Origin of the sequence: Bacillus sp. FJAT-47783 (assembly GCF_022808615.1) — a bacterium.
In the GTDB taxonomy this organism is placed as follows: Bacteria; Bacillota; Bacilli; order Bacillales; family Aeribacillaceae; genus Bacillus_BZ.
Map to the genome: position 1 here is coordinate 33,780 of NZ_JAKZKS010000025.1, position 20,930 is coordinate 54,709.

Here is a 20,930-nt window from a genome sequence, read left to right on the forward strand (position 1 = left end):
ATTTTCATAGTATAATAGAGAAGACTTACCTTTATGACAAAATGACTTTTTTAGGAGATTTTCATGTTAGAACATAAAATTTACAAAAGTGATTCGTCCGACTACCTCGTTCTCATCCACGGCTTCGGAGGAACTTGCAGCATTTTTTATAAACAAATTCGTTTTTTTCAGAAATATTTTAAAATCGTTACAATTCATCTGCCTGGTCATGGCCGATCCCCAAGCACCTTAGCTTATGACGAGCCATTAACATTTGATTTAGCAACGAAAGAAGTTGTGAAAGTGCTAGATCATTTACAAATTGACAAGGCCCACTTTATGAGTATTTCATTAGGCTCAGTCCTCGTTCACTGCTTAATGAAACAATTTCCAGAGAGAATAAAATCCGCTGTATTAGGTGGAACGATTACCCGCTTTAACAAAATGTCGCATTTCTTGATTGGATGTGGCGAAGTCATGAAGAACATTACACCACATATTTGGCTGTATCGTTTATTTGCTCACATTATTATGCCAAAAAGAAATCATAAGCGGTCACGAGATATGTTTGTAAAAGAAGCACAAAATATGAAGCGCTCTGATTTTTTAAGCTGGTTTTCTATTGTGCCTACAGTGGAAACAGTGTATCAAATAAACGCAAAAACGATGACGATTCCAAAGCTTTATCTTTCAGGAAGTGAAGATCATCTTTTCATTCATTCACTAAAGCAGGACATAAAGGATGATCCAAATGCAACGTACCAAGTACTTGATAATTGCGGTCATGTTTGCAATGTAGATAAAGCAGACGAATTTAATAAACTCGCCAATTCATTTTTGCAGCCTCTCATGGATAAGAAACGCATCGTTTCCTAATACATTTAAAACAGGAGTGAAATTTTTGAATATTTTTTTAACGGGTTCAACAGGCTTCCTTGGAGGAAAACTCATTCGAAATCTTTTATTAAATCATGAACATGAAGTGTATTTATTAGTCCGTAACGTTGAGAAAGCAGAAAAATTACGTGATACATTCCCAATAGCTGATCAAAATAGAATCCACATTTTTAAAGGGGATATTACGTTTTTGAACGGTGGTTTACAAGACGATGAGATTCATCGGCTAAAAGGAAAGATTGACACCATCTACCATTTAGCTGCATTAGTCAAGTTCGACCTTCATTTACGTGATGAGATTTTCGCAGCTAATTATGATGGGACGAAAAACATTCTTGACCTCGCCTTAGCGTTAAATGTGAAAAAGTTTTTTTACGTAAGTACCGCTTATACAGTGGGGAAGGAACATATCGGTATCGAAGAACTGTATCCAATCGACAACCGTGTCCATAATCCTTACGAGGAAAGTAAAGTAAAATCAGAACATCTCGTTTATTCGTATCAGAAACACTTTGATGTTTCAATCTTTCGACCAGCGATTATCGTTGGAGATTCCAAAACAGGAGAAGCAGACTCGAGCTTTACGTTATATGGCTTTATGCGGGCATTAGACTTATTCAAAAGAAAATTAGCCAGAGGAAAAGAGCTAAAAAAAGCATACCGTTTAGTAGCAGCAAAAGACGGTACGTCAAACATTGTCCCGGTAGACTATGTAGCAAATATATTAAGCCTAGCTCCAGAAAAAGCAAAACGGAACACAATCTACCATATTACGAATCCAAATCCACCGACGAATTTTCAGCTTCTCCAATTGTTAAAAGACGCACTACAATTTCACCAACTATCCGTCGTTGAAGATATTGGTTATTACAAGCTCGATAAAATGGAAGAACGTTTAAATTCCATGGTTGAAGTTTTCAATGTTTACTTAACACGGAACCTTACATTTAACGACGATAATACAAAACAACTCATTCAGGGGACGAATATTCCCCATTTATTTATGACAGACGAAATGATTAAAAGGATTATTTTTGCAGGTGTACCGAACCGACGCGAATTAATCGCTTTTTCTGGCTAATCTTTTGACAAACCTCATGAGGTTCTATTTCTTTTCTGCTTTGAAGAACAAAAAAACCGGACATCCTCTATGCTTGGATATCCGGTTTTTCATCGATAAAACGATTCATCTATATTTTCTTTGTATATATCTGAACTCTACAGATTACGGTCATAACCATTACTAAAATGAGGAAATAGATCGGCATGATTAGTAACGAGCCTGTATGAAGGGAGCTCATTCCCCATGTGATCCCCCCTACAATCAAGTAATACCCTAAGCTGAATAATGCACTAGCTGTTCCAATGACTTGTTGAAAATCAACCAGTGCTAAGCTTAGACAGTTTGGTAAAGCAATTCCTATTCCTAAAAGTAAGACAAATACTGATAGTAACATGGCTACAGCATAATATACATTAGGTGTAGTTCCAACAAGAACAGTAATTAAAAGGAAGATAGCCCCTGTTGACATGACGAGACATCCAAAATAAATGATTCTTTCTGGTTCGTGCCTCGATAACAATTGTTTAGATATATTGGCTCCTATAATGGAAGACAATGCAGAAACAATCCCAAGAAAACCATAAAACCCTGGTGAAAGATTAAAATAGTTCATAAATATAAAAGGAGCCTCAGCATAATAACTAAACAATATGCCATTCGTTCCACCAATTAATAACCCAAAGGCTATCACTTTTAAGTTCGTCAAAAGTCGTTTTAATACATGAAAAACATTTATGTTCAAAGCAATTTGATTCGTTCGTGTTTCTGGTAAAGATGTAAGTGTATACATATAAATTCCAACACTCATAAAAACAAGTGTTAGAAATACTGCTCGAAATCCAAACCCTTGGTCAATCCAGCCACCGATTAATGGACCTACAGCAGGAGTAAAGGCAATGACACCGGCTATTTTAGCAAACATTTCATGTCTTTTCCGGCCATCAACACTTTCCCGTAAAATGGTTTGCGTAACAACTGAACCTGCACTTGCTCCCAACGCTTGGATAAAACGACTAACAAGTAAAAGTTCGATTGATTTTGAGAAATAACAAAGAAGACTACCTAAACCATAAATGATAATCCCCCAAAGCATGGCTGGACGTCTTCCGATTCTATCTGATAACCATCCTATAAGAAATACGCCAAAAGCAAAACCTACAAAATATACACTAAGTGTAAGCTGTATTGAACTACCACTAACAGATAAAGATTTTGCAATATCAGGTAAAGACGGTGTAAAAATCGTTTCACTTATCTGCGGAAAACCTAAAAGAACAATCATTAACAATAATGATGGTACTGAGACTTTTTTCATTTCTATTTACCCTCCCATAATTAAACATCTCAGTATTGTAATGATTATTTATTTACTACGGAACAGGAGGGCATAACATAGGATTTTCAGGGAAAAGCAACATAACTAAACACCTCTAACTTTTTCAGAATGCTAAATATAATGGGAGGGTATTAACAAACTCTACTTATTCACGATGCACATTTTCTCACATCTAAAATATCATTTCAATAGAAACAGAGCTTTTTAAACTTATATAGGGAGTTGATAACGTTGTCTTTGTGGAAACATGTTCTTTTCATATATAATCACTTCCATTTTTAAAACACTTTTTCCACTTATAAAAATACCCGCCTGAATGAAATGTCATACCGATAACGGCTTCTACGCCCTTCCCTACTGCAACCGAAAAATTAACACCTAAAAAACGGTTGGGGTTGCTTAAAAAAAGCAACTAAACATTTGAAACTATAGCTAACGACAGATTTTGAGCCGCGAACCAAGCTAAAACTTTATGAATCATAAGATGGTTGGTATTATAGATAAAAGAGAAGTTGTCGTTGGAAATTACGATGGTTCTAACAGAGAGGAGCAGTTTTTATGTTTGATATCACCATCATTGGCGCAGGTGTAAGCGGTGTCTTCCTTGCCTATAAACTACTCGAGCAAAACAAAAACTTACATATCCATATGATTGATAGAGGAAAAAAACTAGAAGATCGTGTCTGCTCATTAGACAAAGGAGAACCGTGTCATTGTAAAGTTTGTCCAAAGTATTATGGATTCGGGGGACTAGGAAAATCTGAAGGAAAGTTCAACTATACAAATGACTTTGGTGGACATTTAGGAGAGAAAATTGGGTATGACAAAGCGCTTGAATTAATGGAAGAAGTAGATGACATTCTTTGTTCGTTTGGTGGAGATCAAGTAGACATGTATAGCACGAAAAATGATGAATTAGAAGAGACTGCACAAAGTTTCGGCCTTCAAGTTCTTTCGACAAACGTAAGGCACCTTGGAACGAAGCTTGCAACAGAGATTTTCCAAAAGCTATATATTCATTTAAAGGATGTTACATTTACGTTCGAAGCAACTGTCGACTCCATCACTCAGCACGAAGATAGCTTTACGATTTCTTCCAATCAAGGAACTTTCCAAACACATAAACTCGTTCTTGCTACTGGCATGAGTGGAAGTCAATGGCTTCAAGAGCAATGTACAAACTTAGGGATCGCACCTAGTAAAACGAGAGTAGATCTCGGCTTACGGGTAGAAATGAATCGAAAACAAATGGCTCCTCTCCTTAAAAACACGTTCGAAACAAAGCTGCGCTACAACGGTGAAGATTATCAAGCAACCACCTACTGTATGAACCCAGGGGGACGAATCATCCGCAAACACCAAAACGGTTTCGTTATGGCTGACGGGCAAAATTATCGGGAAAAATCACAGCCGACGGAAAATTTGAACTTTTCCTTGTTTGTTCCTCGTTATTTTGATACATACGAGGAAGCACAGGCGTATGCTCGTTCCATCATTGGAAAAATTAATCAAGGGAAAGGTCGTATTGTTGGACAAAGGTTGGGAGACTTAAGACAAAACAAGTCTACTACGCAAGATTGCCTAAAACGCAACTCTATCCCCCCGTCTCTTCCTGATATTGAAGCCGGTAACGTAGCAAAAGAAATGCCCAAACTCTACATACGAGCATTTCGTGAAATGGCCCGGGCGCTAGAAGGGTTAATCGGAGAACCATTACATGAGGATACATTGCTGTATGCCTTAGATGCAAAATTTTACGAGCCGAAAGTTGAGACGAATGAAACGTTTGAATCGAACATTCCTGGTCTCTTCTTAGTCGGAGATTGCTCTGGAGAAACACACTCTCTATCTCAAGCAGCAGCAAGTGGCTTATTTGTTGGAGAGTATTTGTCAAAAGCTACCTACGGTAAAAGAGCTTCGTTCATTTCTTAATTCCTGAAATGAACGAAGCTCTATTTTTTCTGAGCGCTTAAGGAATAAAACGTTAAACTACTTGCTTCATAAAGTCACTTTTGTATGGAATCGCATTATGAAATCAACTCATGCAAATACGATCGTTTTATTCCCATGAACAATTACTTTATCGTCAACATGCCAGGAAACAGCTTTGGCGAGAACCTTTCTTTCCACATGCCGGCCGGCAATCTTTAAATCTTCTGCTGTATAGCGATGATTAATCCTCTGTACATCTTGTTCAATAATGGGGCCTTCATCAAGATCATTGGTGACATAGTGTGCAGTTGCTCCAATTAACTTCACTCCGCGATTAAATGCTCTCACATACGGATTAGCTCCAACAAACGCTGGTAAAAAAGAATGATGGATGTTAATAATTTGATTCGGATAGTTAGATATAAAATTAGGGGAAAGAATTTGCATATACCTTGCCAGTACAATAAAGTCTACTTTCCCTTTCATTAGTTCTAATGCCTTTTGTTCCGCATCATCTTTTGTATCTTTAGATATTGGAATATGATAATAAGGAATGCCATAAGCCTCAACTACGTCTTTTAAGTCAGCATGATTACTAATTACCATCGGAATTTCAGCTTCAATTTCCTTGGACTTCCAACGCCAAATTAGTTCCATAAGGGCGTGATCTGCTTTAGAAACAAAGATGGCCATTCGCTTTTTTTGTCTTTTGCTGCTCAACTTCCAATCTAATGCATACTTCTCTGCTAATACGTTTAGATCTTGTTCAATTTTTTCAAACAAGGAATCGAAGTCTTCTAAATCAAACTCGATTCGCATAAAGAATATGCCTGCTTGTGGATCAGTTGTATGTTGATCAAAGTGGACAATATTCGCTTTGTGTTCTAATAAAAAGTTAGTTACAGTTGAAATAATACCAGGCTTATCTGGACATGAAATTAATAATTTAACACGTTTATGATTTACTTTCGTATCCAAACCCCTTCCCCCATTCTTTAACATGTTTATTTTTGCATTTAAGGGGAATAACATGCCCCAGTCTTAATACATCTTGAGGTCGGTTCATCCTCACAATGAAACACGTAACGACCACAACTAACTATCAGTGAAGAGATGCTCACTCCACACCGATGGAAGCTTCATTTTATCCTTTTACGATTTCTTTTTCTTTCTCTGCTGTTTCCTCTTTTGTATAACGCAAGATAGGTTTTCTTGCTGCTTGCACTTCATCTAATCGGCCAATGACCGTTGTATGTGGTGCATCTAATACGATACCTGGGTTTTCTTCCACTTCTTTAGCAATTTGTATCATCGCATCACTAAATGCATCAAGCGTTTCCTTTGACTCTGTTTCGGTCGGCTCAATCATCAAACACTCCTCTACATTTAACGGGAAGTAGATCGTCGGTGGATGGTAGCCGAAATCAAGCAGACGTTTTGCCATATCGAGTGTTCGAACGCCTAGTTTTTTCTGTCTTGACCCAGATAAAACAAATTCATGCTTACAAACTTGTGAATACGGTGCATCAAAATATGGCTCAAGCTTTTTCCGAAGGTAATTCGCATGAAGCACTGCACTTTCTGATACTTGACGTAATCCAACAGGTCCCATCGTACGAATATAAGTGTATGCACGAACCAAAATACTAAAATTTCCGTAATATCCTTTTACACGACCGATTGATAGTGGATAATTAGAATTTAATACATATTTGTCACCGTCTTTTTCAACGCGAGGTACTGGTAGATATGGAATTAGTTTCTCTTTTACACCTACTGGACCAGCACCAGGACCACCGCCTCCATGCGGTCCAGTAAAAGTCTTATGAAGATTTAAATGTACGATGTCAAAGCCCATTTTCCCTGGAGTTGTTTTCCCTAAAATCGCATTTGAATTTGCACCATCATAGTACAGCAATCCGCCTGCTTCATGGATAACATTTGCAATTTCCACAATTTCTTTTTCAAATAATCCTAATGTATTGGGATTTGTTAACATCAATGCGGCTGTATCGCTATCAACAAACTTCTTTAATTCCTCTAAGTCGACTAAACCATTATCATTGGATGGAATTGTGACCGTTTCAAATCCGGCAACGGTTGCACTGGCAGGGTTTGTACCGTGCGCTGAATCCGGAACCAATACCTTTGTTCTTTTTTCTCCTTTTTGCTCAAGGTATGCTTTCACCATCATTAAACCGGTCCATTCTCCTTGGGCCCCTGCAGATGGCTGTAACGTTACAGCATCCATGCCCGTGATAACAGCTAACTCTTCTTGTAAACTATATAAAAGCTCCAATGCTCCTTGAACCGTTTCTATTGGCTGGTAAGGATGAATGCGACTAAAGCCATCTAAACGAGCAACACCTTCGTTAATTTTTGGATTATATTTCATCGTACAAGAGCCAAGTGGATAAAAACCATTATCAATGCCATGGTTTTTATTAGAAAGTGCTGTATAATGGCGCACAAGCTGAAGTTCTGATACTTCCGGAAGCTCTGCTGCTTCATCACGAATTAAATGCTTCGGAAGTTTATCTTCTAAATTGACTGTGTCAACATCACTTTCTGGAAGGCTTGATCCGATACGGCCTAGACGGCTGATTTCAAAAATCAAATCATTATATTCAACCATATACAACGTCCTCCAATACTTTTACAAATTGGTCAATCTCTTCTTTTGTTCGTTGTTCTGTTACGGCAATGAGCATTTGCTTATCAAAACCGTAATCAATTCCTAAATCATACCCACCGATGATCCCAGCCTCTAGAACCCTTTCATTCACATCTTTTACCGGACGAGGAAGCTCCACAACAAATTCATTAAAGAATGGCGATTGATTCTTAATCGTAAATCCTTTTTCTTGTAAACGTTTTGCCATGTAATCAGCCTTCTCAAAATTCAGCTGTGCCATATGACGAATTCCTTGCTTTCCAAGTGCTGTCATACAAATAGAAGAAGCAAGAGCATTTAATGCTTGGTTGGAACAAATATTGGATGTCGCTTTATCACGGCGAATATGCTGTTCACGTGCTTGCAATGTTAACACAAATCCACGTTTTCCTTGTTCATCTTTCGTTTGTCCTACAATGCGTCCTGGAATTTTACGCATATATTTTTTATGAACCGCAAAATAACCGCAGTGTGGACCGCCAAAGGCCATTGGTATTCCTAATGGCTGCATATCACCGATGACAATGTCTGCCCCAAGTTTCCCTGGTGCTTGTAACAGCGCTAGTGCAAGTGGATTCGCACTTACAATTAACAGTGCTCCGTTTTCTTCTGCTATCTTCTTCATTTCAGCTAAATCTTCAATAGAACCGAAGAAGTTCGGGTATTGAACGATTACCGCAGCCGTATCTTTACCAATTTGTTCTTGTAATTTCACCAAATCAGTAACATCGGTAGCGAGGTCTACTTCTTCAACACTGTACCTTTGACCTGCTGCAACTGGCTTTATAATTGCACGGGATTCAGGATGAACCGCCTTAGATATAAGCACCTTTGAACGTTTCGTTGAGGCAACGGCAAGTGACGCAGCTTCTGCAAGTGATGTAAAGCCATCGTACATCGAAGAATTGGCCACATCCATTCCTGTCAGCTCACAAACCATGCTTTGGAACTCAAAAATAGCTTGTAGCTCACCTTGACTGATTTCTGGTTGATACGGTGTATAAGCTGTATAAAATTCAGAACGTGAAATCATATGATCAACTACACTTGGAATGTAGTGATCATAGGTACCCGCACCTAGAAAAACCGGGTATTTATTCGCGTTTTTATTTTGTGAAGAAAGCTGTTGCATTTTTTTCAAAAGAAGCGACTCAGGTACTGCGTTTGGAATGTCTAGCTCACCATCTAAACGAATGTCAGATGGAATGTCTTCAAATAACTCTTCTATAGAAGAAATATTTAAAAATTCGAGCATTTCCTCTTGGTCTTGTTTCGTATCAGGAAGGTATCTATAAGTATTGGTCATTTTATTCCTCTCCTTCATGAATCAATGCTTTGTACTCATCTTCATTTAGAAGCGACTCTAACTCTTCTAGATTGGATAATTCCACTTCTATTAACCAACCAGTTCCATATGGTTGTTCGTTAATCGTCTCAGGAGCATCTTCTAACTCCTCGTTTACACGGACAACCTTACCTGATACAGGAGAGTAGAGATCAGAAACTGCTTTAACAGACTCGATTGATCCCATTGATTCATTAGCTGTTACGTCATCATCCACGTCCGGGTTTTCAACAAAGACAATATCCCCTAACTGTTTTTGTGCATAATCAGAAATTCCAATTCGTACTCGACTTCCTTCTAAATGTAATACCCACTCATGTTCCTTGCTATATAATAAATTGGCTGTTACTTTTGTCATTTGTATACTTCCTTTCACATTTAGTTTTTACATTGGAAGGGACTGCGAATTGCTCTCCCTATCCCCTTATAAAAAGTGTTACGAACTCTTTTTATAAAAAGGTGTTTTAACAACCACAGCGTCAATCTTTTTATTACGAATTTCAACTTTCAGCTCAGTTCCCACCTCAGCATGTTCTGCGGATATGAGAGCAAGACCTAGGCTTTTCTTTAGAGAAGGTGAATGGGTTCCAGATGTAATAAAGCCGATTTCTTCTTCCCACGGTGTAAACACTTTGTAACCGTGACGAGGAATACCTCTTCCCGTTACTTCAATGCCAACTAATTTTTGTTTTAGCCCTACTGCTTTTTCTTTTGCTAGGGCTGCTTTACCAATAAAATCACTTTCTTTGTTCGTCTTAACAGCAAAGCCTATTCCGGCTTTAAGCGGACTGATGTCGCTTGTGAGCTCTTGGCCATACAGAGCAAGACGTGCTTCAAAGCGAAGAGTATCACGTGCACCCAGTCCACATGGTTTTAGTCCATCTTCTTTTCCTACTTCTAGAAGCTTCTCCCAAAGGGCTTCCGCCTTATCCGCTGCTAAATAAAGCTCAAAGCCGTCCTCCCCTGTGTATCCTGTACGGGATACGAGAACGTCTGTAATGCCATCAAGATTGACATGTTGAGCAAAGTGGAAAAAGCCAATTTCGTTTAAGTTTATTTCCGTTAACTTTTGTAAAATCCTTTCTGCCTTTGGACCTTGGATGGCTAGCTGTGCAATGTCGCTTGAAATATTTTGAAGCGTTACGTCTCCTTTTACATGCTGCTTCATCCACTCGTAATCTTTCTCAATGTTTGCTGCGTTAATCACGAGTAAATACTTTTCATTCGCTAACTTGTAAACAAGTAAGTCATCGACCGTTCCACCGTCTGGATAACACATCGCTGTATACTGGGCTTGATGGATACGAAGCTTTGTTACATCGTTTGTAACAAGGTAGTTCATATAAGTTTCTGCGTCTTTTCCTTCAACAAGCACTTCCCCCATATGAGAGACATCAAAGAGTCCTGCTTCTTTTCGGACAGCCTCATGCTCTTCTAAAATGCTTGAAAATTGTACCGGAAGCTCCCAACCACCAAAATCAATGACCTTTGCTCCGTATTTTTTATACACTTCAAAAAGTGGAGTTCTCTTTAATACTGTTTCTGTACCCATTGATACACCTCCGAATAAGATTTCTTACACTGTGATTGACTGTTGAAATAACGGATATGCCGTGCAAATGGCTTTCGTAGTATCTTTTACTCGTTCAAGAACGTTTTTATCTCCTTTGCTCTTCAGAACAGAAGCAATCACTTCCCCAATTTTCACCATTTCATTCTGCTTCATGCCACGAGTTGTTAAGGCCGCTGTTCCCATGCGAATTCCGCTTGTGACAAACGGGCTTTCAGGGTCATATGGAATCGTGTTTTTATTAACGGTAATACCCGCTTCTTCTAATAATTTCTCTGCTTCTTTTCCTGTTAAGTTCCACGGACGAACATCTAATAGAACAAGGTGGTTGTCAGTTCCTCCGGAGACAAGAGTCGCACCTTCTTTCTTTAACGTTTCACCAAGTGTTGCCGCATTTTTAATGATTTGTTCTGCATAAGTCTTAAAACTTGGCTGTAATGCTTCGTTGAAAGCAACCGCTTTGGCTGCAATGATATGCATAAGTGGACCGCCTTGAATTCCCGGGAACACCGCTTTATTGACTGCTTTCATCATTTCTTCATCGTTTGTTAAAATGATACCGCCACGTGGTCCTCTCAATGTTTTATGAGTAGTACTTGTCACAACATCTGCATAAGGGATTGGTGATGGATGTAGACCCGCTGCAACAAGCCCTGCAATGTGAGCCATGTCTACCATTAACTTCGCACCAACTTGATCTGCAATTTCCTTAAAGTGTTCAAAATTAATTGTTCTTGGATAAGCACTTGCTCCTGCAATAATCAATTTCGGTTTTTCTTTTTTCGCGATGGCTTCTAGCTCATCATAGTCAATCAAGTGAGTGCCTTCTCTTACACCATAAGAAACAATGTCAAACCATTTTCCTGAAATGCTGACAGGGCTTCCATGAGTTAAATGTCCTCCATGGGAAAGATTCATTCCCATCACTTTATCCCCAGGCTGAAGCAGCGCGTAAAAAACAGCGAGATTGGCTTGAGCACCTGAGTGAGGCTGAACATTTGCATATTTAGCACCAAACAGCTTGGTTAGGCGCTCTATCGCTAATTGTTCTGCCACATCGACAAATTCGCATCCACCGTAATAACGCTTCCTTGGATAACCTTCTGCATATTTATTGGTCATTTCACTTCCCATTGCTTCTAACACGTCTTGGCTTACAAAATTTTCTGATGCAATTAACTCAAGTGTTTGATGTTGGCGATGCTTTTCCTTTTCAATGGCTTTAAAAATGGCTGGATCATTTTGCCGTAAACTCATTTCAACTCCCCCTTGAACTCAAACTAAAATTTTCGTATAGCTAAAACAGTAAAACCCTTTCACAACAAACGTTCTTTTCTAAGAAAAACGTATGCCTTGCTACCTTTTTCTGCACGCCAAAAAGGACAGAAAAGGGTAGCGTTCTCCCCCTTCTCTGTCCTTTTACCTGAGAGTTTAACTCTATTATTCATAAAGTCTTCCCCTTTGGTGGCGTACTACTATGTACGCGCTCTCCAGAGTTGCGTCCCGTTGTGATTCCATCTACCTGAGAGATTTGTTCCAAGGGTCTTTTTGGAACTTGCTCCTTCGGTGGCTTGTTGCATTGCACTCTCTCACAACCGTCATCCGCTTATATTGAATTTTCATTAAATTTAGAATAATAATTAAAATTATGGATGTCAAGATTTTTTTGTAAACGATAACATTGGTTTTCGAAACTGTTATTCTATGATCATTGTCGTCATCTAGGTCTTGTGTCATCCGTTTTAGCTACTCTACTCAGTGTAAGTAAATTTTTTATCGACAATATGTTACAAATTTAGATAAATACCTTCTTTTATTATTCAAATACACTCTTTTTCTTAATGGAGAGCAGGAATATTATGTTTTTTATGTAATCCTTTATCGTTTATTTCACAAAATAAGTCGACAAATGTAAAACGATTATAAAAGGGAAAGTGTTTATTTTGTAGAATTCACGTATTAAGTGAATAGCTACGAAACTAGGTAAATTGAATATAAGGAAGGTGAATGACATGTTCAAATGGAAGCCATATAAAGAGCAGGAAACGTGTGAAAGAAGACTTCTACGGATTATGAAGCGTCTAAAAATTGAAGATTATACTTTCAATTACGATCGCAGCAGGTGTTATATTGAATTTCAGTACAAGGATAATTCGTACAGATTAGAACACTCTGTTCAAAAGGCAAGAGATAACGGTCTTGTCATGCTAAGGAACGGACTAGATTGTCTCACTGAGTTAATCCAATCCCTTGAAGATTTGTGTCAAATTATCGAAAGAGGAACTTATAAACTTGAGACTTGGTTATATGGCATGAAGCAGTCATCTTCAGAAGAAGAAACACCTGAATTTTTAGAAGAACTTCATATAAGATATAAGTCATTAGGGAGACAACATCATTCCGAATATCATAATGGTGAAGAGTTTATTCATGTTGCGCCAGATTCATCTTTAGAAGATTTTGACCGAAACGAGATCATCCAACGATCTCAAAGAAGGTAGAGACTTCTTTAGAAGAATGCCTCTTTAACAATACGCTAGTTACTAGTAACAATAATAGATTATTAAACTAAACACTCTCTCTTTTCTAAAAAATGAATGAACTACGTCTTTTTGTATTACAGTGAAACTTCATTCAATGGGGAGTTTTTTCATCCCCACTAAAATGTTAGTCCCTACGGGATGACCTAAAGGCCCTTGTGACCAACAGGATGTGGGTTACACAGACGTGGCGCTCTTAGTCTGTGTTCTTTATTTTTGGACCTTTACGGACAGTACCCTACAGAATCTTGAGGTGGGGGGAGCTTACTGCCCGTTAAGAGTAGGATAAATTAAAAACTCCCTCACACAACTAGTATGAGGGGGTTAATATTATCTTAATGTTTCTAAAACCGTATTTTTCAAAATTTGCACGCCATCTGCTAAACAGGAATGATCAAAGGTCATATGTGGATGGTGTAACCCTGGTTTTAAGTTAGCACCGAGTCCTAACATCGCCGCTTTTAAGTGCGGCTTTTCAATCGTGTAAAAATGAAAGTCATCACTCCCTGATGTAACAAGCGGTGCCGTACAACCACTTTCACCGAATGTTTGAACGATCCCTTTTCGCAGTAGCCCTTCCGCCTCATCCGAAACTTCTGCTCCTGGCGTAAAATCTGTCCATTTATAGGTAATCTCTACACCCATTGATTCAGCACTTTGAATAACATTTTCTATCTTTTCCTTTAGCTCCTCTAATAAAGAATTACTTTCCGCTCTAACATCTAAGGCAAACTGGCCATTCCCAGGAATAATATTGAGGTTTTCCCCACCCGCTTGGCATTTTGTCATTTTAACGGAATACGATTGCTGCGGGGAAAGCCATATATTTTTCAAGCCAATATTAATAGTAGAAATAACATCAATGGCATTTACACCTTGGTGTGGCCGAGCTCCATGGGCATCCGGTCCGTATATATGAGCAACTAAAAAATCTGCCGCACCGTGGCGAATGGATGGTGCTGCTTGTTTTAAAGGTAATTCTTCAATTGGACGTAAATGAACGCCAAATAAATAATCAGCATCATCGACAGTGCCTTTTTCCACCATTTTCACAGCCCCACTCCCTTTTTCTTCCGCTGGCTGGAAAATAAATCGTACAGTGCCCTTTGACCATTCAGCATTTTTCAATTGTAAAATAAGCCCCATTACAATTGTCATATGGGCATCATGACCACAAGAATGATTCGCTTTAAACTCGCCATCTACCTCTTGCCACAGTGCATCCATATCAGCACGAATGGCGATAACAGGTTTCCCACTTCCAATTTCCGCCACAACTCCGGGACAATCATCAAACACTTTATAAGAAACGCCTTCATTTTCTAGAAATCTAGAAATATACGCTGTTGTATTATATTCATTCCAGCTCGTTTCAGGATGTTCATGTAAGTATTGAAAAAGTTCATGCAAACGCTCCCGAAGATTAATATCTTTCATTTTTTACCCACCCCTCTTCACTGTCTCGGACAAATATGATTTAGAAAATAGGGTTATATTTTTGCTAAATTCGTAGATAAACTTAAACCCCGTTGTTAAATAGTCGTTAATTAACTTTAGTTCTTTACACCTTATGTTTTTTAAACCATATTGAATATTCATTCAATTGTCAAGTGTTCTTTCCAAATGATCTACAGTAAATACATTGTACATAGTTCCTAACCAATTATTTTGATAATGAGTGTTATTTTAGTAGCATAGTTATATTAAACCACCTACAATACTTCAATTTTATTGTTTGAAGTGTTCCTTATGATGTGGAACTGAAATTGATACCATATTGACGAATCGGAGTAAAAACGTTTATTATCATTTTAATAACGTCTATTTTACGACAATTTCAAATTATCAAACAAATAATGGTTAGGGGGATCATATGAAGAAAGAAATGTCATTTAGGATGGCCATTATTCCAGTTTTGGTCACAATTATTGTCATGGCTATCGCCATTGTTGTTCTGGAACAAGGCCCACATATTCCACTAATTATTGGTACAACCGTTGGAGCCTTAGTTGCTTGGCGGTCAGGATATAAGTGGAAAGAGATCGAAGAGGCAATGTATAAAGGAATTCGTCTTGCACTTCCAGCTATCGTCATTATTATTCTTGTCGGCTTAACGATTGGCTCTTGGATTGGTGGCGGTATTGTTGCTACGATGATTTATTACGGGCTAAAAATATTGACACCATCCTTATTTTTAGTTTCCATCACGATTATTTGCGCCATCGTTGCGATCGCCATTGGAAGTTCATGGTCTACAATGGGAACAATTGGTGTAGCTGGTATGGGAATTGGACTTAGTATGGGTATTCCAGCACCAATGGTTGCAGGTGCGATTATTTCCGGTGCTTATTTCGGGGATAAAATGTCACCGCTTTCAGATACAACAAACTTAGCATCTGGCTTAACAAAAACCGATTTATTTGAACATATTCGCCACATGTTTTATACAACGATTCCAGGCTTAATCATTGCGTTAGTTGTATATTTCTTCTTAGGAAGGAATTTTGGCAAAAGCGGTGTGGATACAACGGATATCGAACATACAATGCACGTATTACAAGAGAGCTTTTTTATTTCACCTCTATTGTTAATTATTCCTTTATTAGTTATCGTGTTAGTTGCCAAAAAAGTGCCAGCCATTCCTGCTCTCATCGTCGGAATTGTTCTAGGGTTTTTATCACAAGTTTTCGTTCAAGGCGGTTCTGTTGCAGAAGCAGTAGGCGCTTTACAATCAGGGTTTGTCATTGATACAGGAAACGAAATGGTTGATAACTTATTTAATCGTGGTGGTTTAGACTCGATGATGTATACGGTTTCCATGACCATTGTCGCCATGACATTTGGTGGTGTATTAGAGCATACGGGTATGTTGCATGCTATTGTAAATAAGATTTTACAGCTTGCGAAGTCGGCTAAAGGTCTTATCATATCTACTATTTTCTCTTGTTTTGGCACAAATTTAACATGTTCTGAACAATATATTTCCATCGTTATTCCTTCGCGAATGTATGCAAAGGCTTATAGAGAAAAAGGCCTTCACTCGAAAAACTTGTCGAGAGCATTAGAGGATGGCGGAACGTTAACATCCGTCTTTATCCCTTGGAATACATGTGGTGTATTTATTTTTGGAACACTTGGTGTAAGCGCCCTTGAATACGCTCCATATGCGGTACTTAACTTTGCCGTACCGGTGATTTCCATTCTTTACGCCTTAACTGGATATAGCATTACAAAACTTTCAGAAACAGAAATTATGGCATTGAAGAAAGAAGAAGAAACAACCTTGAACGCTTAAAAAAGAAGGAACGTTCGCTCACATGAACGTTCCTTCTTTCCAAGGATATATCGGAAGCTTAAGCTCATAAATGGCACGAGGACGTCCTTGTTGATAGGGCATTTCTTCGCCACAAATGTTTGCATATCCATGATCGACTAATTTTTTTAAGATTCGTTCAGTTGTTCGCCTTGTAACTTGTAAATAATCGGAAAGATCTGCTGCTGTAAATTGAAGCGAATGATGAAACTTGCTAAATTGAAGAATTTTTGATAGATTCGCAGGACTGAGCTTTGTTTCTTTAGCTATTTTTAGCAGTTCTGGATGATCATTTTTTAGACTTTGCACTTTAGTTTCTTTTGGAAATGGTCCAATCAATTCTTTTTCTGCAGTTAAAAGATAGCAACAGCTTTCCGTTTTATGATTGGCTGCAAAGCTTTGCGCAATTTTTGCATTTTGTTCAGCTTCTGTTGCAGTCGCACCGTATCCAAACCCAATTGCAACAGATCCTTGCCAATTGAATAGGAAACTTTGAAGTGTGTTTGATTTCATGATCGCCTCTATATCACCACGCGTTGTATAGAGAATATAGGATTTTTCATCTACTTGCCGGAAAGAACTGTGGATTCCACGGGCAAAAATCTCGAGTAGTTCGGTTGGAGCTTCGTTTGTCATTAAAAACGATACGAAACAAGCTGCAACAGTAGCAGAGTGACTTTTCGCCAATTCCGCTTTTGCTTTTGCATCTTGCAAACCACGAATAATTGCTTTTGATGGATCAAGCATTCGTTGTGATGGAACTCCAAGCTCTTGTAGTTTATCATATACGGCATGAACACTTGTTAAGGCGATATCAACGGCTCCTGTGCGAAAAAGATGATGATGAAAATCAACAAGTTCTTTTATTTCAAACTTATTTTTCAACATGTCTTTATAATCCATGACGTGTGGAAGGCTGCTAATACCAGTATCCATCAATACATTTTTGACAAAGGAAGAATCGACTAAATCGATTGAAATTCTTTCGGGCTGAATGTTTTGATGGTATATAATAGAAAGAAGTGAAGAGGCTACCGCCATTTCATCTTGCTGCAAGTAAACGGTTGGAATGGCTAATCGTTCTCTCATTTCTTTCGCAAAATAATAAGGCAATGCACCTGAGAAAAAGACAACATCACATGGCTTTAAATGTTTAATGAGTTCAGCAGCTTCCTGTGGATACGTATAAAAATAAGGGTCTATTTCGATTCCTTCCATTTGCTTCGTCACAGACAATAGATGATCAATAAAATCTGTTGAACCAATAACGGCAATTTTTATCATCATTGTTATAGCTCCTTATAAGTATTTAACGACTATTTAACGTCAACTATATCAAAAACGAAAAATATTTGTAAACTGAAAGGGGACAAATTCATGAAAATTACAGCTATTCATCTTTATGCGATTCGTTTACCACTACATCAACCATTTATTGTGAGTTACCATGCTTATGATGATATGCCTTCAGTTATTGTCAAACTCGAAACAGATGAGGGAATTGTCGGTTATGGTGAAGCCGTTGCTGATGAGCACGTAACAGGTGAGACGTGGGAAGGCATCTTCTCTACTATTAAACACACATTGGCTCCAGTTTTACTTGGAGAAAATCCAATGAACATAGAAAAAATACATGAGAAAATGAACCAAACCGTTTACGGAAATCCTTCAGCTAAGGCGGCCATTGATATCGCTTGCTTTGATGTAATGGGCAAAAAGCTGAATCAGCCAATTTACCAATTAATTGGGGGACGCTACCATGAAGAATTCCCAATTACACACGTGTTAAGCATTGCTGAACCAGAAGAGATGGCAGAAGAAGCGGCTTTAATGATCAAGAAAGGATACCAGTCGTTTAAAATGAAAGTCGGAACAGATGTCAAAAAAGATGTGAAACGAATTCAAGCAGTCCGTGAACGGGTAGGAAATGATGTTGCGATTCGTGTTGATGTAAACCAAGGTTGGAAAAATAGCGCTACAACATTACGTGCATTACGCTCCCTTCGTCATTTGGACATTGATTGGTTGGAACAGCCAGTTGTAGCGGATGATATCGATGCAATGGCCTATATTAAATCCATGACCGATATTCAGCTTATGATTGACGAAGGATTGAAAGGCCCTCGTGAAATGCGTCAAATTATCCAAAAACAAGCAGCTGATAAAGTAAATATTAAATTAATGAAATGCGGTGGAATCCATCCAGCTGTTAAATTAGCACACCAAGCAGAAATGGCTGGCATCGAATGTCAAGTTGGATCAATGGTTGAATCATCTGTTGCTTCCGCTGCTGGTTTCCACGTTGCTTTTTCGAAAAAAATGATTACAAGTGTTGAACTTACAGGTCCATTAAAGTTTTCAAAAGACATTGGCAACCTACACTACGATGTCCCTTTTATTCGCTTAACAGAAAAGCCTGGGTTAGGTGTTGATGTTGATGAAGAGACACTACAACATTTAACTGTTTTTCAACATGTTGTTCGTTAAGGGAGGAGGAAACATGGACATTCTTTATGAAGGAAGGTTACAGAAAAATGATAAACCATTTTTGATCAAACCATTGTCTTTAGATCATTTAGAACAAATTTTATCTTTGCAAGAAATGGTCATTGAATCATTGGAAAACAAAGAAACGTTGCAACCACTTAGTTCCGAAGAATATCACTATATTTTAAAAGGAAACGGGTTAATGATTGGAGCGTTCGTGGAAGGTGAGCTTATTGCATTTCGTGCACTATTAGTTCCCCCTATTGATGATGAAGAACATTTAGGATTAGATATTGGATTAAGTGTTAAAGAATTAACTCGTGTCATTTATCAAGAAATATCGAATGTCCATCCAGCATACCGCGGGAATCGCCTACAAAAAACATTAGCCGGAATCATTATGCAACAGTTACAACAAACAAAATGCGAATACAATTATGTTTGTTGTACTGTCGCACCATTTAATATTCCTAGTTTAAAAGATAAATTTGCTCAAGGAATGGAAATTGCTGCATTAAAAGAAAAGTACGGTGATAGAATGCGTTATATTTTTGTGAAAGAACTGCTAAAAAACGAAAAGATAGATTGGACAGACGTTGCAACACTTCGGATGGACGACTTTACTGGTCAACAGACACTTTTATCAGATGGCTTTCGTGGATTTGAAATGGAAAATCGGGATGGTGAGTATTGGGTTCGATATGGAAAGAAAGTGAAGTAGTCTTCGAAAGGATTATTTTTAAACCTAAATGAGAGTCAAATGAGGGGCTGTCCAATACGACCTTGGATGCCCCTTTTACATGTTTAAGAATACCGATATATCAATATTTTTGTATTTCAATTTTTGAGGATTCCCGATCCATTAACCCTAAACTTTCCTTAAGTAACTCACGATATTTTTCGAAATCACGAATATACTTTAGTTCCTCGCCTTTAATTTTTATAAAGATTTTTCCTTTGTTCCTATACATTTAGTCACCTAGTTTTAAGAGTTTACGAAAATTCATAATAGCTGCTGCAAAGCTTACCGTTGTGTTTCTTGACTTTTCATATGATCATTAAAGAAAACGGGCACTTTCGTTGATTTTTTGAACAATAAATCTTGATTATTTATGTTCATTCATGTCAATAACTATTTGTATATGTAGGTTTGGAGGTGTCATTTATGAACGTTGCGATTATGGGGGCAGGATTATCCGGTTTAGCATGTGCGATTACATTGGAGCGTAACGGGATTACCCCTGTTATTTATGAAAAAAGAAGTCAAGTCGGCGATCGCTTTATTAATGCGGAAGCCTTTATGAACGTGTTAACGAGGCCGATAACGGATCCGATTCATTTCTTTATGGAAAGACATCAAATTAATATAAAGCCGGTGTCCCATATTCGGACGCTACACATTTTTTCTGAAAATGAACAGGCAAAAATTGAAGGTCACATTGGCTTTGTCAATATTCGTGGTCGCCACCACCTATCGTTTGAACAGCAGTTAGCCAATCAATTGCAAACACCTATTCACTTCCACTCTACTTGTACGTATGAAGAATTATTGCATGAACACTCTCATGTCATTATGGCAACAGGAGATGGTGCATATACTGAAAAATTACAGCCCTATGAAAAAAATACGACAGCCTGTTTAACAGGAGCGACTGTTGAAGGAAATTTCGATCGGTATACCGTGATGGTTTGGCTCGATCATCGCTTCGCACCAAAAGGATATGGATATTTACTTCCATTCTCGGATAAAGAAGCGAATATTGTCGTTGCTTATCCCGATAATATTGTAAGAGC

The 20,930-nt window shown here is 38.2% G+C and carries 17 protein-coding genes and 1 riboswitch; of the genes, 8 read left to right on the forward strand and 9 right to left on the reverse strand.

The window, feature by feature from the left end; genetic code table 11:
- The first annotated feature begins 63 nt into the window (after nucleotides 1-63).
- Both MLD65_RS15120 and MLD65_RS15125 read left to right on the forward strand, forming a co-directional pair.
- A complete protein-coding gene (locus MLD65_RS15120; RefSeq protein ID WP_243292692.1) occupies nucleotides 64-855 on the forward strand; it encodes an alpha/beta fold hydrolase in 792 nt (263 codons plus the stop codon).
- A 25-nt stretch (nucleotides 856-880) separates the two neighbouring features.
- A complete protein-coding gene (locus MLD65_RS15125; protein ID WP_243292693.1) occupies nucleotides 881-1,957 on the forward strand; it encodes an SDR family oxidoreductase in 1,077 nt (358 codons plus the stop codon).
- Between the two features lie 109 nt (nucleotides 1,958-2,066).
- On the opposite strand, the gene MLD65_RS15130 is transcribed toward MLD65_RS15125, so the two are convergent.
- Nucleotides 2,067-3,254 carry a multidrug effflux MFS transporter gene (locus MLD65_RS15130; RefSeq protein WP_243292694.1) on the reverse strand — a complete coding sequence of 396 codons (1,188 nt, stop codon included), beginning with the start codon at nucleotides 3,252-3,254 and terminating at the stop codon, nucleotides 2,067-2,069.
- 579 nt (nucleotides 3,255-3,833) lie between these two features.
- Here MLD65_RS15130 and MLD65_RS15135 point away from each other — a divergent pair.
- Nucleotides 3,834-5,207, forward strand: a complete 1,374-nt coding sequence (locus tag MLD65_RS15135; protein WP_243292695.1) for an NAD(P)/FAD-dependent oxidoreductase — start codon at nucleotides 3,834-3,836, stop codon at nucleotides 5,205-5,207.
- Nucleotides 5,208-5,315: 108 nt separating this feature from the next.
- On the opposite strand, the gene purU is transcribed toward MLD65_RS15135, so the two are convergent.
- The 6 genes from purU to glyA form a co-directional block, all read right to left on the reverse strand.
- The gene (purU, locus tag MLD65_RS15140) at nucleotides 5,316-6,209 is read right to left on the reverse strand and encodes a formyltetrahydrofolate deformylase (RefSeq protein ID WP_481748540.1); all 894 of its coding nucleotides are present in this window, start codon (nucleotides 6,207-6,209) and stop codon (nucleotides 5,316-5,318) included.
- Nucleotides 6,210-6,351: 142 nt separating this feature from the next.
- Nucleotides 6,352-7,842 carry an aminomethyl-transferring glycine dehydrogenase subunit GcvPB gene (gcvPB, locus tag MLD65_RS15145; protein WP_243292697.1) on the reverse strand — a complete coding sequence of 497 codons (1,491 nt, stop codon included), beginning with the start codon at nucleotides 7,840-7,842 and terminating at the stop codon, nucleotides 6,352-6,354.
- On the reverse strand, nucleotides 7,835-9,187 hold the full coding sequence (gene gcvPA, locus MLD65_RS15150; protein WP_243292698.1) for an aminomethyl-transferring glycine dehydrogenase subunit GcvPA: 1,353 nt from the start codon (nucleotides 9,185-9,187) through the stop codon (nucleotides 7,835-7,837). Before gcvPA ends, gcvPB begins: the two co-directional genes overlap by 8 nt.
- Before the next feature lies 1 nt (nucleotide 9,188).
- The gene (gene gcvH, locus MLD65_RS15155) at nucleotides 9,189-9,584 is read right to left on the reverse strand and encodes a glycine cleavage system protein GcvH (RefSeq protein ID WP_243292699.1); all 396 of its coding nucleotides are present in this window, start codon (nucleotides 9,582-9,584) and stop codon (nucleotides 9,189-9,191) included.
- A 78-nt stretch (nucleotides 9,585-9,662) separates the two neighbouring features.
- The gene (gene gcvT, locus MLD65_RS15160) at nucleotides 9,663-10,778 is read right to left on the reverse strand and encodes a glycine cleavage system aminomethyltransferase GcvT (protein ID WP_243292700.1); all 1,116 of its coding nucleotides are present in this window, start codon (nucleotides 10,776-10,778) and stop codon (nucleotides 9,663-9,665) included.
- A gap of 24 nt (nucleotides 10,779-10,802) precedes the next feature.
- Nucleotides 10,803-12,053, reverse strand: a complete 1,251-nt coding sequence (gene glyA, locus MLD65_RS15165; RefSeq protein ID WP_243292701.1) for a serine hydroxymethyltransferase — start codon at nucleotides 12,051-12,053, stop codon at nucleotides 10,803-10,805.
- 144 nt (nucleotides 12,054-12,197) lie between these two features.
- Nucleotides 12,198-12,300, reverse strand: a riboswitch (glycine riboswitch).
- A 508-nt stretch (nucleotides 12,301-12,808) separates the two neighbouring features.
- On the opposite strand from glyA, the gene MLD65_RS15170 reads away from it, so the two are divergent.
- Nucleotides 12,809-13,297: a hypothetical protein gene (locus MLD65_RS15170; RefSeq protein ID WP_243292702.1), complete on the forward strand. Its 489-nt coding sequence runs from the start codon at nucleotides 12,809-12,811 to the stop codon at nucleotides 13,295-13,297.
- 369 nt (nucleotides 13,298-13,666) lie between these two features.
- Here MLD65_RS15170 and MLD65_RS15175 read toward each other — a convergent pair whose 3' ends face one another.
- Entirely contained in the window at nucleotides 13,667-14,773 is a 1,107-nt protein-coding gene (locus MLD65_RS15175; protein WP_243292703.1) for a M20 peptidase aminoacylase family protein, read from the reverse strand.
- A gap of 436 nt (nucleotides 14,774-15,209) precedes the next feature.
- Between MLD65_RS15175 and nhaC the strand changes: the two genes are divergently transcribed.
- Nucleotides 15,210-16,631 (forward strand): Na+/H+ antiporter NhaC, encoded by a 1,422-nt coding sequence (nhaC, locus tag MLD65_RS15180; protein ID WP_243292704.1) that lies wholly within the window; start codon nucleotides 15,210-15,212, stop codon nucleotides 16,629-16,631.
- A gap of 18 nt (nucleotides 16,632-16,649) precedes the next feature.
- Here nhaC and MLD65_RS15185 read toward each other — a convergent pair whose 3' ends face one another.
- Complete coding sequence (locus MLD65_RS15185) at nucleotides 16,650-17,936, reverse strand: transcriptional regulator (RefSeq protein WP_243292705.1); 1,287 nt, start codon at nucleotides 17,934-17,936, stop codon at nucleotides 16,650-16,652.
- A gap of 90 nt (nucleotides 17,937-18,026) precedes the next feature.
- Between MLD65_RS15185 and MLD65_RS15190 the strand changes: the two genes are divergently transcribed.
- The 3 genes from MLD65_RS15190 to MLD65_RS15200 all read left to right on the forward strand — a co-directional run.
- A complete protein-coding gene (locus MLD65_RS15190; RefSeq protein ID WP_243292706.1) occupies nucleotides 18,027-19,136 on the forward strand; it encodes a mandelate racemase/muconate lactonizing enzyme family protein in 1,110 nt (369 codons plus the stop codon).
- A 13-nt stretch (nucleotides 19,137-19,149) separates the two neighbouring features.
- Nucleotides 19,150-19,857 carry a GNAT family N-acetyltransferase gene (locus MLD65_RS15195; RefSeq protein ID WP_243292707.1) on the forward strand — a complete coding sequence of 236 codons (708 nt, stop codon included), beginning with the start codon at nucleotides 19,150-19,152 and terminating at the stop codon, nucleotides 19,855-19,857.
- 444 nt (nucleotides 19,858-20,301) lie between these two features.
- A partial coding sequence (locus tag MLD65_RS15200; RefSeq protein WP_243292708.1) for an NAD(P)/FAD-dependent oxidoreductase occupies nucleotides 20,302-20,930 on the forward strand: 629 nt, incomplete at its 3' end.

Excerpts from the sequence above, each read along its gene's own strand:
- MLD65_RS15120 (WP_243292692.1), top strand. The coding sequence starts at position 64 with ATGTTAGAACATAAAATTTACAAAAGTGATTCGTCCGACTACCTCGTT.
- MLD65_RS15130 (WP_243292694.1), bottom strand. The coding sequence starts at position 3,254 with ATGAAAAAAGTCTCAGTACCATCATTATTGTTAATGATTGTTCTTTTA.
- MLD65_RS15135 (WP_243292695.1), top strand. The coding sequence starts at position 3,834 with ATGTTTGATATCACCATCATTGGCGCAGGTGTAAGCGGTGTCTTCCTT.
- purU (WP_481748540.1), bottom strand. The coding sequence starts at position 6,209 with ATGTTAAAGAATGGGGGAAGGGGTTTGGATACGAAAGTAAATCATAAA.
- gcvPB (WP_243292697.1), bottom strand. The coding sequence starts at position 7,842 with ATGGTTGAATATAATGATTTGATTTTTGAAATCAGCCGTCTAGGCCGT.
- gcvPA (WP_243292698.1), bottom strand. The coding sequence starts at position 9,187 with ATGACCAATACTTATAGATACCTTCCTGATACGAAACAAGACCAAGAG.
- gcvH (WP_243292699.1), bottom strand. The coding sequence starts at position 9,584 with ATGACAAAAGTAACAGCCAATTTATTATATAGCAAGGAACATGAGTGG.
- gcvT (WP_243292700.1), bottom strand. The coding sequence starts at position 10,778 with ATGGGTACAGAAACAGTATTAAAGAGAACTCCACTTTTTGAAGTGTAT.
- glyA (WP_243292701.1), bottom strand. The coding sequence starts at position 12,053 with ATGAGTTTACGGCAAAATGATCCAGCCATTTTTAAAGCCATTGAAAAG.
- MLD65_RS15170 (WP_243292702.1), top strand. The coding sequence starts at position 12,809 with ATGTTCAAATGGAAGCCATATAAAGAGCAGGAAACGTGTGAAAGAAGA.
- MLD65_RS15175 (WP_243292703.1), bottom strand. The coding sequence starts at position 14,773 with ATGAAAGATATTAATCTTCGGGAGCGTTTGCATGAACTTTTTCAATAC.
- nhaC (WP_243292704.1), top strand. The coding sequence starts at position 15,210 with ATGAAGAAAGAAATGTCATTTAGGATGGCCATTATTCCAGTTTTGGTC.
- MLD65_RS15185 (WP_243292705.1), bottom strand. The coding sequence starts at position 17,936 with ATGATGATAAAAATTGCCGTTATTGGTTCAACAGATTTTATTGATCAT.
- MLD65_RS15190 (WP_243292706.1), top strand. The coding sequence starts at position 18,027 with ATGAAAATTACAGCTATTCATCTTTATGCGATTCGTTTACCACTACAT.
- MLD65_RS15195 (WP_243292707.1), top strand. The coding sequence starts at position 19,150 with ATGGACATTCTTTATGAAGGAAGGTTACAGAAAAATGATAAACCATTT.